This window comes from Corynebacterium sp. HMSC074E01 (assembly GCF_001808885.1).
GTDB lineage: Bacteria > Actinomycetota > Actinomycetes > Mycobacteriales > Mycobacteriaceae > Corynebacterium.
The window spans coordinates 186202-200568 of sequence record NZ_KV794847.1; the positions used below are offsets into that span (position 1 = coordinate 186202).

Sequence of the window (14367 nt, forward strand, 5' to 3'; positions counted from 1 at the left end):
ACGCAGCGCCTCCTTTGCGGGGCGCTTTCGTCGTCTTCGTCCCATTAAAGATGTGCTTTGGGGGAGGTCACAATGGTAGTCTAGGACAGTCCTGTCTATGTGAGGCTGATTAAACAGCCCTAACAACGGTTCGTGAGGCTACTCTTTCGTGACACTCTTGTATGTCGTCCTCCTCGCAGCTGTCGCAGTGGCGCTAGCACCAGTAGCCGTCAAGGTTGCTGATCGCGCAGCCGGCTACCCGCTAGCCGGCATTTTTATTATCGCCGCGGCACTGTTGGCTAAAGAATTTCCGGCACTGGCCCGGGGCGAAGAACTGTCCTATTCCGTGACGTGGGTGCGCGATGTCATCGCGCCAGGCGTTGACGTTAATCTCGCCTTCCGGGGCGATGCACTGGGCATTTTCTTTGCCATGTTGGCTCTCGTCATCGGCGCAGTGGTGTTCACCTACTCTGCGGCCTACCTGCCCAAAGGTAAAGGCAACGTCAGTTTTTATGTGCTGATGACAGCGTTTACGCTGTCGATTCTCCTGCTCGTGCTGGCTAACGACGTCGTGGTGCTCTTCCTGGCTTGGGAGCTGGTATCGCTGGCGTCGTTCATGTTGATCGCGCGCAGCGGCAAGTCCGGTGAGGCCGGTTCGCAGCGCACGCTCATCCTGACCTTCATCGGCGGCCTCACCTTGCTGTCCGGCGTGGCGATTGCCGCAACGGCTGCGGGGACCACGAGCCTCGAGGGCATCCTCGCCTCTGATGTGTGGGCCGAGCGCCCAGGCCTGACCGCCGGGGTTGCCATTCTCATTGCGGTCTCGGCGTTTACCAAGTCCGCGCAGTTCCCCTTCCACTTCTGGCTGCCGGAGGCCATGGCGGCCGCCACGCCGGTCTCGGCCTTCCTGCACGCAGCGGCCGTGGTGAAGGCCGGCGTTTATCTGTTGATTCGTTTCTCCACCATCTTCCATGATGTTGCAGCGTGGAACTGGCTGCTCATCGTCGCCGGTATGGGTACCGCAGTGATGTCGGCGGTCTTTGCCGTGCAGAAGACGGACTTGAAGAAGCTGACCGCGTACTCCACTGTGTCCCACCTGGGATGGATTGTGGCCACGATTGGTGTTGGCACCCCGTTCGCTATCGCAGCGGCCCTCGTGCACACGCTGGCGCACGCGTTGTTTAAGTCCTCCATCTTCATGCTCATTGGCGTCATCGACCACGAGGCTGGTTCACGTGACATCCGCCGCCTTGGTGTGCTGTGGAACAAGATGCCGTGGACCTTTGGCTCCATGCTCATTGGTGCTGCCTCCATGGCGGCGGTCCCGCCGCTGTTTGGCTTCGTGTCGAAGGAAGGAATGCTCACCGCCTTCGAGGAGGCACCAATTGGCTCGACCGGCCAGGTGCTGCTGCTCATCGTCGCCGGCGTGGGTGCGTTCTTCACTTTTACCTACTCCGCCAAGATCATCTTCGGTGCCTTCTTCGATGGCCCACGCAACATGTCGCATGTTCATGAGGCGCCGGTCAGGCTGTGGCTGCCCGCGGCGCTGCCCGGTGTGATGTCGGTGCCGATCATCTTCGTCATGGGAGCGCTCGATAAGCCGCTCGATAACATCGTGGCGGCCATCGGCATGGAGGGTCATTCCCACCTCGCGCTGTGGCACGGCCTGAACGTTCCGCTGCTTATTTCCGTGGTGGTGCTTATCGCTGGCATCATCGCGTTGTTCTTCCGTACGCCGCTGTGGACCGCGATGGAGGAGCGCCAGCTCCTGCCGCGCACCGGTAACCAAATCCTGAAGTGGATCCAGGACGTGTGCGCAGCCTTCGGCCGCTTCGTCGGCCGCATGTCGGATACCCACAACCCGTCGAAGCTCATCCTGCCGATTGTCCTCCTCGTCATCATTCTTGCGGGCTCCACTTTGGTGTCGACGGGCGTCGACGGCGTGGCCTTGAACCCGCGCGTGGATGGCCTGGACAACCCGTGGGATCTGCTGCCGCTGGGCATCGTGGCGCTGTCGATGTTTGGCTTGGTTCGTACCCGCAACCGCCTCACGGGGGCGGTCATGATTGGTACCGCGGGTACCGGCGTGACCTTGCAGATGTTCCTGCTGGGTGCACCGGACGTTGCCTTGACCCAGTTCACGGTGGAGGCGCTGTCCGTCATCGTCATGATGATGGTCCTGCGCTACCTGCCGGAGAAATTCCACCCGGTACAGAACACCAACCGTAAGGTTGGCTCCATCGTGGTGGCGGTGCTCGCCGGACTCACCGCATTCCTTGGTGTGTGGGCGCTGATGGGCCGCCACGAGCGCTCCGACTTGTCCATGTGGTACCTCAATAACGCCCCAGACATCACTGGCGGCGATAACGTCGTGGCCACCATCATCGTGGAATTCCGTGCGCTTGATACCTTGGGCGAGCTGTCGGTGCTCGGCATGGCCGCCGTCGTGATCGCCGCGGTCACCTCGACGCTGCCGCGCTTCCCGTTTACCTCCGGTACGCGTCCGGCGCCGTTCGGTCAGTCGCAGCTCAACTCGGTTCCGCTGCGTAAGGGAATTTCCATTGCCATCCCGATTCTGGTGGTCATGTCCTTCATCGTGTTCTACCGCGGGCACCAGGCTTCCGGCGGCGGCTTCCCGGCTGCTCTCATCATGGGCGCGGCCATCGGCCTGACGTATCTCTCACGCGGCACCGATGAGATTGTCTTCGGCCGCATGACCCCGATTCACCTCACCGGCGTGGGCATTATCGTGGCGCTGGTAGCTGGCTTCATCGGCTACATCCCGACGTCGCATAGTTCCGGTGGTTTCTTGACTGCCATCCACGGCCACGCCCTGGGGCAGCACTGGACCACGTCGCTCATCTTTGACCTGGGTATCTACCTGGCGGTCCTGGGCATGCTCACGATGGCCATCAATGCTTTGGGTGGCTATCTGCGGCCAGGCACCGAGCGGGACTTCTTGCCGTGGGTCCACGATGATGATTCCGCGTTGCCGAACACGCCGCGCGTGGTGCTGGAGGATGTCGATGACCCCTACCCCGAATCCATCAACCCGTCTTCGGACCCAACGGCGTTGCTCAATGAATCCGAGGCACGCCGCCGCGCGTCCTCGCCCCACCACACTTCGGCTACAGAGGAGAAGAGCTCATGATCCTCGCACTGACCATTGCATTGCTCATCGGTAGCGCTGTCTACCTCATCCAGCAGCGCGGCCTCGTGCACATCGTGCTGGGCATGATGGCCTTCGGCCACGGTGCCAACCTCATGCTTCTGGCCACCGGCGTGTACTCTTACCGCGGAGAGTCCTTTCCGTCGCAGGTGGGCATGGACCAGATGGCTGACCCGCTGCCGCAAGCCTTTGTGCTGACCGCCGTGGTGATTTCCATGGCAACCTCGACCATCCTGCTGACCATGGCGGCGATGGGCGCGAACGACGACACGGACGTCGTGGAGCCTGTGGATGACAACACCATTGACCACGCTTTCTCCACTCTGGGACGAGATACCCAGAACCGCGAGATTCTGCAGCGCTCGGCCAACAAGATGGATCGTTTGAAAGAACTCGAACAAGAGGAGGACAACTAGATGTATGACACCGTAAGCGCCCTCCTCCCGCTCTTCCCGGCGGTTCCCCTCGTATCGGCGGCGCTCGCATTGCTCGCGCCGTGGCATCGTGTGCGCGATGCCATCATGCTCATCGTTCCGGGCGTGGGTATCTTCGCTTCCTTTGCGCTGCTGCTCTACACCATGAACAACGGTGTGGTGGCGCATAGCGTGGGTAACTACGTGGGTAACGCAGGTATCGCCTTCGCGGCCGATACCTTCTCAGCACTGATGCTCATCACGACGATGATCGTGGCCTTCGGCGCCAACTGGTTTGCCATCGTGGGCGGCGAGACTAAGTCTCGCTACTACCCATCGCTGACGCTTATCTTGATCACCGGCGTGTGCGGCGCCCTGCTCACCGCTGATCTCTTCAACTTCTTCGTGTTCATCGAGGTCATGCTACTGCCGTCCTATGGCCTCATCACCATGTCTGGTACCTGGTCACGCTTGGCTGCCGGCCGCGCCTTCGTGCTGGTGAACTTGTTCGCCTCCACGCTTTTGGTGGTCGGTGTGGGCTATATCTACTCGGTGGCTGGCGTGGTCAACCTGGCGGCGCTCACGGGTGCTGCCGCCGGTAATGGTCCGGTGACGGTGGCCTCGGGCATCATCGTTATCGCCATCGCCGCGAAGGCCGGTGTGTTCCCCGTGCAGTCGTGGCTGCCGCGCACCTACCCGGGAACGTCCGCTGCCGTCATGGGCCTGTTCTCTGGCCTGCACACCAAGGTCGCGGTGTACATGCTCTACCGCCTGTGGGTGCAGCTCTTTGATATGGACCAGCGGTGGGGGACACTCATCATCGTCATCATGATCATCTCCATGCTGGTTGGTGCTTTCGGCGGCCTAGCTGAAAACTCCATTCGCCGCGTGCTGGGCTACCAGATGCTCAACGGTATGCCCTTCATCCTCGTGATGATGGCCTTCACTACCCATGATGCCCAGCGCGCGCTGGCTGCTGGAATCCTGTACACCATTCACCACATGCTCACGGTGGGCTCGCTTATTTTGGCCTCCGGTGCTATTGAGGAGACCTACGGTACGGGCAGGCTCAACAAGCTTTCTGGCTTGGCGCGCCGTGATCCGATTATCGCGTGGATCTTTGCCGCCGGTGCCTTCTCCGTCGTGGGCTTCCCACCCTTCTCCGGTATGTGGGGCAAGGTCCTCATCGTCGCGGAAATCGCCCGTACCGGCGGGGGATGGGCCTGGACCGTAATCACGGTGATCATCATCGCGTCCTTCGCGGCATTCCTTGCCATGTTGCGCGTGTGGCGCCGAGTCTTCTGGGGCAAGGACCTGCCCAAGGAGAAGGTGCCCGATGAACTTGTGATTCGCAAGAAGCTGATGGCGCCCTCGGCAGCGCTCATTTTGGGCTCGCTGACCATGTTCGTTCTATCCGGTCCGGTCATCAGCGTCACGATGGAAGCCTCAGCGGACTTGTTGAATACGGAGGCTTATGCAGACGCAGTGCTTGGCGACGGCCCCGTAGCCCTACCCGACATCGACTCCCTTCAGGAGGGCCGTTAAATGAAGACTGCAGTGCATGCCGTTGTCTACGCGCTATGGCTGATCAAGGAAATCTTCGTCGCGGGTTTCTCGCTCGCCGCGGAATCCTTCAAGCCGCAGAATAACTACCGGCCGGTAGTGGTGCGGTACCCCTTGCGCGTGACTAGCGCGTGGGAGATCTTCTGGTTCACCTCGTCCATTACGGCAACCCCGGGGACGCTGTCCTTGGGTTTGCGCGAGCCGGTGGCAGAAGGCCTGCCGCGCATCGTGCTGGTTCAGGCGGTCATGGGGGATGACCCAGCCAGCATCATGGAAGATCTGGCGGATATGGAGGAGCGCCTCGCCCCGCGGGTGAAGGGAATTGACTATGGCGTTCCTGGTCAGGGCCCCACAAAGGAGCTCGCGCCCACGTTTTACGAGTACCCGCTGGATACGCTGGGCCGCCATATGCGTGCACCCGATATCGCGAAGACGGACGATACCCCGCTGGCCGCGCATGATGTGGAGAAGTATTCCGTGTGGCCCCTGCGCCAGGTTGCGCAGAACAAGGATGCCCGAAAGGATGATAAGAAATGATTGATTTTTCCTCGATGAGCGCCTTTCAATGGGTAGTTTTTGTCTGTATTTTCCTCATTGGTGCATCGGTGTGCGCGGCGTTGGTGCTGGCGTTGCGCTCCCGCGATGAGCTCACCCGAACCGTGATGAGTGACATGGTCTTTTACGGCATGCTGTGCATGTATATTTCGTGGTCCATGACTAATCACGCGTCCATCGTCTATGACATCGCCATGCTCGCGGCTATTGCGGCCGGCGTTCTGCCGACGTTGTCGATGGCCCGCATCATCTCGAAGGGTAGGAGGTAAGACCATGACTATCGCGGAGATTATCGCCTCGATTCTGTTGGTCGTAGCCACGGTCTTGGTCATTGGGACCGCCATCGCCTTGTGGCGTGCGCCCGATGCCCTGACCCGCGTCAACCTGCTGGGGCCGACGGTCGGTTTGGCCGTTCCGCTGCTGCTTGTGGCGAAGTTGGTCGTGGATTTTGCTGAGAACGGGTTTTCCCTGTGGTCGCTGATCAAGGTCATGATCGCGTGTTTCGGCGTGTGGATCATCGCGTCGGTGGGCTCCTTCTACATGGGCCGTTCCATCTACGGCGTGACCGTCACGGATGTGAAGTACGCCAAGCGCATGCGCAAGAGTATGCAGACAGTTGAAGCCTCTGAGGAAGAAATCTAGGGGAGAAGCTTCAGGAAAGCGGTGAGGATAGTGCTGTTCTCACCGCTTTTTAGATCGTGGATGTGATCTAGGACTCATACTTCTTCCTAAATCTATAGAGCTATAGGTATTTTGGGAACTGTACCTATCAAGTTATAGAAAAGAGGTTAGTTGAACTATGACTCCTGATGCATTCTCGTCCGGTGATGCAGCGTGGATGCTGATCAGCGCATCCTTGGTGCTGCTCATGACCCCCGGATTGGCATTGTTCTACGGCGGAATGGCGGGCAATCGCCACGTCCTCAACATGATGATGATGTCCTTCGGCGCGTTAGCGCTGGTCCCAGTACTCTACGTCCTGTGGGGATGGTCAATGTCTTATGCGGGCAGTTCGCTGGCGGGAATCGTGGGCAACCCGTTTGAAGCCTGGGGGCTGCGCGGCCAAATCACCGGGCCCGCCGCCGAGTACATTGCCGGTAGCGCTGGTTATCCCAACGTCATCGACATCGGTTTCCAAGCCACGTTCGCCATTATTTCGATAGCCATCATCTCCGGTGCCCTCGCCGGCCGCGTGAAGTTTTCCGCGTGGTTAACTTTCGCAGGCGTGTGGGTGACCTTCGCCTACTTTCCGCTCGCCCACATGGTGTGGGGCGGGGGGAGTGCTCTCCCATGCCCCGCGCTCACTCGCAGCGTGGCTCTTCGGTGTATCAAACGGTGAGGCCCTCATCGCTCCCATCGACTTCGCCGGCGGTACCGTCGTGCACATCTCCGCTGGTGCGGCTGCCCTGGTTCTGGCCATCGTCGTGGGCCCGCGCGCGGGCTTTCCGAAGCACATCGATAGGCCCCACAACCTCCCGATGGTGATGCTGGGCGCTGCGCTTCTGTGGTTCGGCTGGTTCGGTTTCAATGGCGGTTCCGCCTTCGCTGCGGATGGGCTAGCAGGCTTGGCATGGCTCAACACCACTGTTGCGGCGGCCGCAGCGATGCTCGGCTGGATGCTGGTCGAACGCATCCGAGACCACGCCGCTACTTCGCTTGGCGCAGTATCCGGCGCTATTGCGGGACTCGTCGCCATCACCCCGGCGGCAGGAGCGCTCAGCCCGCTCGGTTCTCTCGCCCTCGGCTTCCTCGGCGGGATTATCGCCTGCCTGTGCATCGGCCTGAAGTACCGTTGGGGCTTTGATGATTCCCCGGATGTCGTTGGAGTCCACCTGTGCGCTGGTCTGTGGGGAACCGTCGGATTGGCCTTCTTTGCCACGGATAACGGCATCCTCACTGGGCACTTTTCGGAAGGCCTCAAGCTGCTCGTCGTCCAAGCGCTCATCGCGATCGTCGCGATGCTGTTCTCAGCTGCTATTACTCTGGTGGCGGCACTCATCATCCGCGCCACCCTGGGGTGGCGGATTGATGATGAAGCCGAAGGCATCGATCTGTCTGAGCACCGTGAGACCGCTTATGATTTCCGTGAGTCCGTGGCGTCGCACCGCCGCCACACCCACGACGCTAGGATTAATCCTGCACCAACCGTCCAGCCGCGGGTCGACACCGCCGGAGCTAAGGAGTAACAGATGAAGCTCATCACTGCCATCGTCAAACCGTTCACGCTGCCGGAAATCCGTGAGGCCTTGGAGCAGCACGACGTGCACGGCCTGACCGTGACCGAGACCCAGGGTTTCGGTCAGCAGCGCGGCCACAGCGAGGTCTACCGTGGTGCCGAGTATGCCACCGACTTCGTACCCAAGGTCAAGCTGGAGGTAGTCACCTCCGACGAACAGGTGGAGGATATCCTTTCTGCCATCGTTGATGCTGCCTATACCGGAAAGATCGGTGACGGCAAGATCTGGATTACTCCTGTTGAGGACGTCATCCGCGTGCGCACCGGCGAGCGCGGCGAGGCAGCCCTGTAAGAAGTGTCTACGGCCGCTCAACTGCGTGAGGAAGCCTATGCCTCGGCGATAGATCTCACGCAGTCCCTGCAGCTTCCGCCCGGCTGTGCGCTTGCCGCCACGGGTTCCTTCGCCCGCCGGGCGATGGCCCCTTTTTCGGATCTCGACCTCATCCTCCTTCACCCGGATGATATGGAGCTGCCCGAAGATGTGGTCGCCGAAATCTGGTACCCCATCTGGGATGCCAAATACCGGCTTGACTACGCTGTGCGCACTCCGCGCGAGTTCGGTGCCATCGCCGGTTCTGATCCCGCCGCCGGCTTCGCGCAGCTGGACCTGGCCTTCGTCGCCGGCGATAAGCAGCTGGTAGATTCTACCCGCGCCCAGGTCTATGCCTCGTGGCGTCGCCTGCTGCAGAGCAACTTCGACGCTTTCGTCGACCTCGCCATCACCCGCTGGCGCCGCTCCGGCACCCTGGCCACGATGACCCACCCGGATATTAAAAATGGGCGCGGCGGCCTGCGCGATATCCAATTCCTGCGGGCGCTCGCCCTCGGCAACCTCGCGGATGCCCCAGCACTTGAGGAGGAGCAGGCCTTGCTTCTCGACGTCCGCACGCTCCTCCACGTCACCGCCCGCCGGCACCGCGACGTCCTCGACCCCGAATTCGCCGCGGAGATCGCCCACGAGCTTGGTTTCGCCGACCGTTATGAGTTGTCCGCGGCCGTCGTCACCGCTGCTACTGCGGTAGACAAAGCCGTGGAGAGGGCATTGGCGACTGCCCGGGGAGTCGTATCCAAACGCAGCCACAACCGCACACGCAAACCCCTCGATATCGGGGTGGTTGATGCCGGGGGCGAGATCCGTCTCGCACGCACCGCCAACTTGGATGAGCCGTGGTTGCTTTTGCGCGTGGCCGCCGCCGCAGCGCGCTCGGGCAGAAGCGTCCCGCCTCATGTCTGGGAACAGCTGCGCGAGTTGCCGGAACTGCCCGAACGCTGGCCCGCCGCTGCGACGGATGCATTCTTCAGTTTATTGTCCTCGCCCCTCAACACTCCGCGCCTCATCCAGGAGATGGACGCGCATGGCCTGTGGGAGCGAATCGTCCCAGAGTGGGAGCACATTCGAGGCTTGTTGCCGCGGGAGCGCACGCACTCTCACACCGTGGACTATCACTCCATCCTTACCGTCGCGCGCTGTGCAGAAGCCCGCACCTCCGTGGCGCGGCCCGATCTGCTGCTCTTGGTGGGGCTCTACCACGATATTGGGAAAGGATATGGCCGCCCTCACGAGCTGGTGGGGGCGGAGATGGTGGCGCGTGCCGCGGCCAAGCTTGGTCTCGACCTGGCGGATCGCTCCCGCGTGCAAACCGTGGTCGCAGAGCACACCACTCTGGCGCGCATCGTCTCCCGCACGGACCCCTTATCCGATGAAGCGCGTGACGAGCTCCTCGAAGCCGTGCGTTATGACTACCTGACTCTGGCGCTCCTCGTTGTGCTCGCCCGCACCGATGCCGAGTCCACCGGTCCTAGCGTGTGGAACCGCAGGCTGGAGAAGGGAATCGAAGCGGTCAGTGGCCGCGCTTTCGCACAACTGGAAGCACTTCGACCAGTTCGTCCTCTGGTTGCCGCCGACCGTGATATCGGACTGCGCCACAACCCCGAGGATGACAGCTTTACCGTCCTGTGGCGCGGCAGCTACCAACGGGAGGCTGTGCGCGCGCTGGCGCTCATCGCAGCGTTGGGCTGGAACATCCTCTCCTCGCGCCTCGTGCGCACTGAGGAGGGCTATGCTGGCGAATTCGATATCCGCGCCCTCCACGGTGCCATCGATCTCGCAACGGTAGAGGAACGCCTCGTGCAGTCTTATAAATCCGGAACTTACACGGTGCTGCCGGATTTTGTACCAGGGCCCGCGACTGCGATGTGGACCAGGGGAGTCTTCGAGGTTCGAATTGATGACTACCCAGGTACCCTAGGCCACGTGCTGGCGCTGCTTCCGGAGTGCGAGTGGCTATCCACCACCACACCGGGCGCCACGATGGTGCTTCACGCAGTGCCGCTTGGCGACGTCCCCCGTGCCACCCTGGTCCGGAATGTGACCCAAGCACTGGTCAACGGCTAAGCTGGGGAAGTTATAAATTTATCCACGATAGTTGAGGGAGCACTTTTAACGTGTTTGAGTCTTTGTCTGACCGCTTGCAATCAGCCCTGTCCGGCCTGCGCGGCAAGGGCAAGCTGACCGAGGCGGACATCAATGCCACAGCACGCGAAATCCGTCTGGCGTTGCTGGAGGCGGACGTCTCGCTCAACGTCGTGCGCGGCTTTATTAAGCGCATTAAGGAACGCGCGGCAGGTGCCGAGGTTTCTGAGGCACTGAACCCGGCGCAGCAGGTAGTCAAGATCGTCAACGAGGAGCTCATCGAGATTCTCGGCGGCGAGACCCGCCGCCTGAACCTGGCGAAGAACCCGCCGACGGTCATCATGCTCGCCGGCCTTCAGGGTGCTGGTAAGACCACCTTGGCGGGCAAGCTTTCCAAGCATCTGGCTTCCAAGGGGCACACCCCGATGCTGGTGGCTTGTGACCTCCAGCGCCCGGGCGCGGTGCAGCAGCTGCAGATCGTCGGCGAGCGCGCCGGGGTAGACGTCTACGCTCCGGATCCTGGCACCTCCCTGGATTCCCACGAGCATGAGATGGGTACCTCTCATGGGGATCCGGTGGACGTCGCCAAGCGCGGTATCGAAGAGGCCAAGCGCACCCAGCACGATATCGTCATCATCGATACCGCCGGCCGCCTCGGCATTGATGAAACCCTGATGACGCAGGCCCGCAATATCCGCGACGCCGTCAACCCGGACGAAGTCCTCTTCGTCATCGACTCGATGATCGGTCAAGACGCAGTGCAGACCGCCGAGGCCTTCCGCGATGGCGTGGACTTCACCGGTGTCGTCCTGACCAAGCTGGACGGTGACGCTCGCGGTGGTGCGGCGCTGTCCATTCGTGAGGTCACGGGCAAGCCCATCATGTTCGCCTCCACCGGTGAGAAGCTCGAGGATTTCGATGTCTTCCACCCGGAGCGCATGTCCTCGCGAATTCTGGGCATGGGTGACCTGCTGACACTGATTGAGCAGGCGGAATCCAAGCTGGATCAGTCCAAGGCGGAGGAAGCCGCCAAGAAGATGGGCTCCGGCGAGATGACGCTCAATGACTTCTTGGACATGATGCTCATGGTGCGCAATCTGGGCCCGATGGGCAACCTGCTCAAGATGATGCCCGGCGGCAACAAGATGAACCAGATCGCCGACATGGTCGACGAAAAGCAGCTCGACCGCATCCAGGCCATCATCCGCGGTATGACGCCGGAGGAGCGCGAGAACCCGAAGATTCTCAACGCTTCGCGCCGCAAGCGTATTGCCCTCGGTTCTGGTGTGAGCGTTTCTGACGTCAATCAGCTCATCGAGCGCTTCACCGAAGCCAAGAAGATGATGTCGCAGATGGCCGGTCGTTTTGGCATGCCGGGCATGGGCGGTGGGCGTTCCGCTACCAAGAAGAAGCCGAAGGGCCGCAAGGGCAAGAATGGCAAGCGCAAGCCGCCGAAGCGTCGTGGTGGGGGAATGCCTGGCATGGGTGGCGGGATGCCGTCGATGCAGGAACTGCAGAAGATGCAGGAACAGCTCGGCGGCGGCATGCCCGGGCTAGGCGATATCAAGATGCCCAAGGGCATGGAGAATATCGACCTCAACAACCTGGACTTTGGGCAGGGCAAAAAGAAATAACGAAGAATGCAGCAGCATTCTTCGTTAAGAAAGGGCCGGCGCTTTTTAGCGCCGGCCCTTTTGGACTAAATGGCTTTATCTGCTGGATATGCAGGATAGGGGATAGGCACCGCGGGTGTGGCCGGTGACGTCTCAGCGGTCTGGGGCACCATGGGACTGTCCGTCGGAATCTGCGGGGGCTGCTGCTGCACCGTCTCGCCATTGAGGAAGGGGGTGATGGCTTCACGGATGAGCGGGATGGCCGAATCCGCAAAGGCCTTGGTGAAGTGGTGCATATCGCGGTAGACCATGATGTTGCCGATGATGACCGGGCAATCGCCGTTGGCATCGCAGAACCACTTCGAGGTGTCCACGGCCAGCATGTTCTTGTACTGGGAGAGGACTTCGGCGCCGGGGTCATAGGGAGCGTAGACCTCTTCGAAACGCATGCCGCAGCCGAGGGAATCCTGGGTGGCTACGTAGCATTCATCAAACTGGAGGCCATTGCCGTGCTCATCGAATCCCCACGGGTTATCACGGAAACCCAAGAAGGGAATATCGTGCTTGGCCAACTCGTCCCAGAAGGCCTTATAGCCGGGCGGGACAGCGTCTGGGCCGTGACCCAAGGGCTGACCGGGGCGCGTTGAATTAGAGACTACGAGGGCCGGGTCCGCGTCGATAATGCGCTTGACCGCTTCCTTGCTCCACTCGGCGCAAGAAGGCTTGACACTCAGTTCATCGCCGAGCTCAATGGGGCAACCCACGCGGGTGAGCGGAACCAGCTTGAAACCCATCTCGCGGCCCAAGTGATCCAAGGCCGAAGAATACTGCTCCGCGTGCGAACCGCCTACCAAGTAGACCTCGACGTCGGAATCAACGTCACCAAAGATGCACGGCGTCACGCCGTCCTTCTGGGTCTCGATGAAGTAGTCCGTTGGCTCTTGTTCCGGGATGAAGCACCAGTTATCGGCGACTGGCGGCTGGATGCCACGCGCGAGAATCGGATCAGGCTTGATCTCTACGTTCTCAGGCGGCGTGATGTTCTCGACGAAGGTCGTTGCCCCTGGGTAGAGCTTCGGGTCGAGGATTTCCTGGTTCGCCTCCTGTAGGCTGCGCAGCCACAGCGGTTGAACGGCCACGAGTGCAACGGTGCAGGCGGCGACGACGACTCCGCCAACGCCGCGCAGAGCGCCGGTGCGCGTGCGAAGGTCGGCGAAACCGCGGTGGACGGGGAGGTCGTCGGCAAGCGGGCGTTTGCGGTGCTGGCGCAGGGGCTTCTCGACGAAACGGTGCGTCACGTCCGCCAAGCCCAGCGACACCACGATGATGATGGATCCGAGCCACCACGGAGGAGTCTCAAGACCGAGCGCGGCGATGGAAATGATGAGTAGCGGCCAATGCCACAGGTAGAGCGGGTAGGCGATATCACCGAGCCAGCGAGATACCCGGGTGGTGAGCACCCGCGAGAACGACCCGCCAGAACCAATGATGATGAGTACTGCACCGCCGATGGGCAGAAGAGACAGCGGCCCAGGGAAGGCCAAGCTGTCGGAGATAACTAGGCCGGTACTAGCCAGAGCCGCCAAGCCGAGAGCCGTGGCGAGGTTGGACAGGCGCTGCGGCATGCGCAGGTGCGAACCATAAATGACGAGCACTGCGCCCAAAGTCAGCTCCCAAGCGCGAGACCATGTGGAGTAGTAATTTTCGGGGGTGCCGAAGAGTCCGTCGCGGGATGCATAGGCAAAAGAGACGACGGTAACTACGAGGAGAATCGGGCCAGCGATGGAATTAATGGAAGAGAAGCGCTGTTCTCGCAGCCCCGTGTTCTTTGGGCGCAGGCGCATGAAAGCGGCCAAGCCAAGGGCGAAGAAGATGCCCAGTAGGTAGAACTGGCCCTGCACTGCCATGGACCACATGTGCTGCAGAGGCGATGTTGTTGCTGAAGCGGCGGCGTAGTCAGCGTTCTGCCGTGCCAATTCCCAGTTCTGGTAGTAGAAGACCGTCGCAGTGATCTGCTTGGTGAGCTCCGTGTTCATGAGCTTCGGCGCGAAGAGCCGGACAAGCACATAGCTCACGCCGATGACGAGCACGAGGGAAGGAACAAGCCGGCGGAGCGTGCGCCAGATGGGCCACCACGGGTTCAGGGAGGCATTCGGCCGTGCGGCATAGCGCAGCTGCGAGCCTAAGAAGAAGTAACCGGAAAGCAGGAGGAAGACATCGACGCCACCTGAGACACGACCAACGAAGACGTGGTACAGAACAACCAAGGCGATCGCGATGCCGCGGAGGCCGTCGAGGTCATAACGGTAGCGGAATGTAGAGGGGGCTTGTTTATTCATAAAAAGAGGATTGTGTGGCGTCGAAATAACCGCATTACAGACTACCCCCTTCGCGGGGTAAGGCCTAACCACGCAAGAGCTAAGGGG

Annotated in this window: 10 protein-coding genes and 1 pseudogene; 10 read left to right on the forward strand and 1 reads right to left on the reverse strand. The window is 61.1% G+C overall.

Translation table 11 applies throughout. From position 1 onward, the window contains the following. Positions 1-148 precede the first annotated feature (148 nt). The 10 genes and pseudogenes from HMPREF2537_RS06885 (at position 149) to ffh (ending at position 11962) form a co-directional block, all read left to right on the forward strand. Positions 149-3130 carry a DUF4040 family protein gene (locus HMPREF2537_RS06885; protein ID WP_070526898.1) on the forward strand — a complete coding sequence of 994 codons (2982 nt, stop codon included), beginning with the start codon at positions 149-151 and terminating at the stop codon, positions 3128-3130. After that, complete coding sequence (locus HMPREF2537_RS06890) at positions 3127-3564, forward strand: cation:proton antiporter subunit C (RefSeq protein WP_070526901.1); 438 nt, start codon at positions 3127-3129, stop codon at positions 3562-3564. The genes HMPREF2537_RS06885 and HMPREF2537_RS06890 overlap by 4 nt, the downstream gene beginning before the upstream one ends. Beyond that, positions 3565-5106: a monovalent cation/H+ antiporter subunit D family protein gene (locus tag HMPREF2537_RS06895; RefSeq protein ID WP_070526904.1), complete on the forward strand. Its 1542-nt coding sequence runs from the start codon at positions 3565-3567 to the stop codon at positions 5104-5106. After that, the gene (locus HMPREF2537_RS06900) at positions 5107-5661 is read left to right on the forward strand and encodes a monovalent cation/H+ antiporter subunit E (protein ID WP_070526907.1); all 555 of its coding nucleotides are present in this window, start codon (positions 5107-5109) and stop codon (positions 5659-5661) included. Next, positions 5658-5948, forward strand: a complete 291-nt coding sequence (locus HMPREF2537_RS06905; protein ID WP_070445483.1) for a cation:proton antiporter — start codon at positions 5658-5660, stop codon at positions 5946-5948. The genes HMPREF2537_RS06900 and HMPREF2537_RS06905 overlap by 4 nt, the downstream gene beginning before the upstream one ends. Positions 5949-5952: 4 nt before the next feature. Then, complete coding sequence (locus tag HMPREF2537_RS06910) at positions 5953-6321, forward strand: Na+/H+ antiporter subunit G (protein ID WP_070526910.1); 369 nt, start codon at positions 5953-5955, stop codon at positions 6319-6321. A 157-nt stretch (positions 6322-6478) separates the two neighbouring features. After that, a pseudogene (locus tag HMPREF2537_RS06915) lies at positions 6479-7865 on the forward strand (ammonium transporter). A gap of 3 nt (positions 7866-7868) precedes the next feature. Next, positions 7869-8207 (forward strand): P-II family nitrogen regulator, encoded by a 339-nt coding sequence (locus HMPREF2537_RS06920; protein WP_070526914.1) that lies wholly within the window; start codon positions 7869-7871, stop codon positions 8205-8207. Positions 8208-8210: 3 nt separating this feature from the next. Then, positions 8211-10310 carry a [protein-PII] uridylyltransferase gene (locus HMPREF2537_RS06925; protein WP_070526917.1) on the forward strand — a complete coding sequence of 700 codons (2100 nt, stop codon included), beginning with the start codon at positions 8211-8213 and terminating at the stop codon, positions 10308-10310. 50 nt (positions 10311-10360) lie between these two features. Beyond that, positions 10361-11962, forward strand: a complete 1602-nt coding sequence (gene ffh / locus HMPREF2537_RS06930; protein WP_070526920.1) for a signal recognition particle protein — start codon at positions 10361-10363, stop codon at positions 11960-11962. Positions 11963-12027: 65 nt separating this feature from the next. Here ffh and HMPREF2537_RS06935 read toward each other — a convergent pair whose 3' ends face one another. Beyond that, positions 12028-14280, reverse strand: a complete 2253-nt coding sequence (locus HMPREF2537_RS06935) for an acyltransferase family protein (RefSeq protein WP_070526924.1) — start codon at positions 14278-14280, stop codon at positions 12028-12030. Positions 14281-14367: the final 87 nt, after the last annotated feature.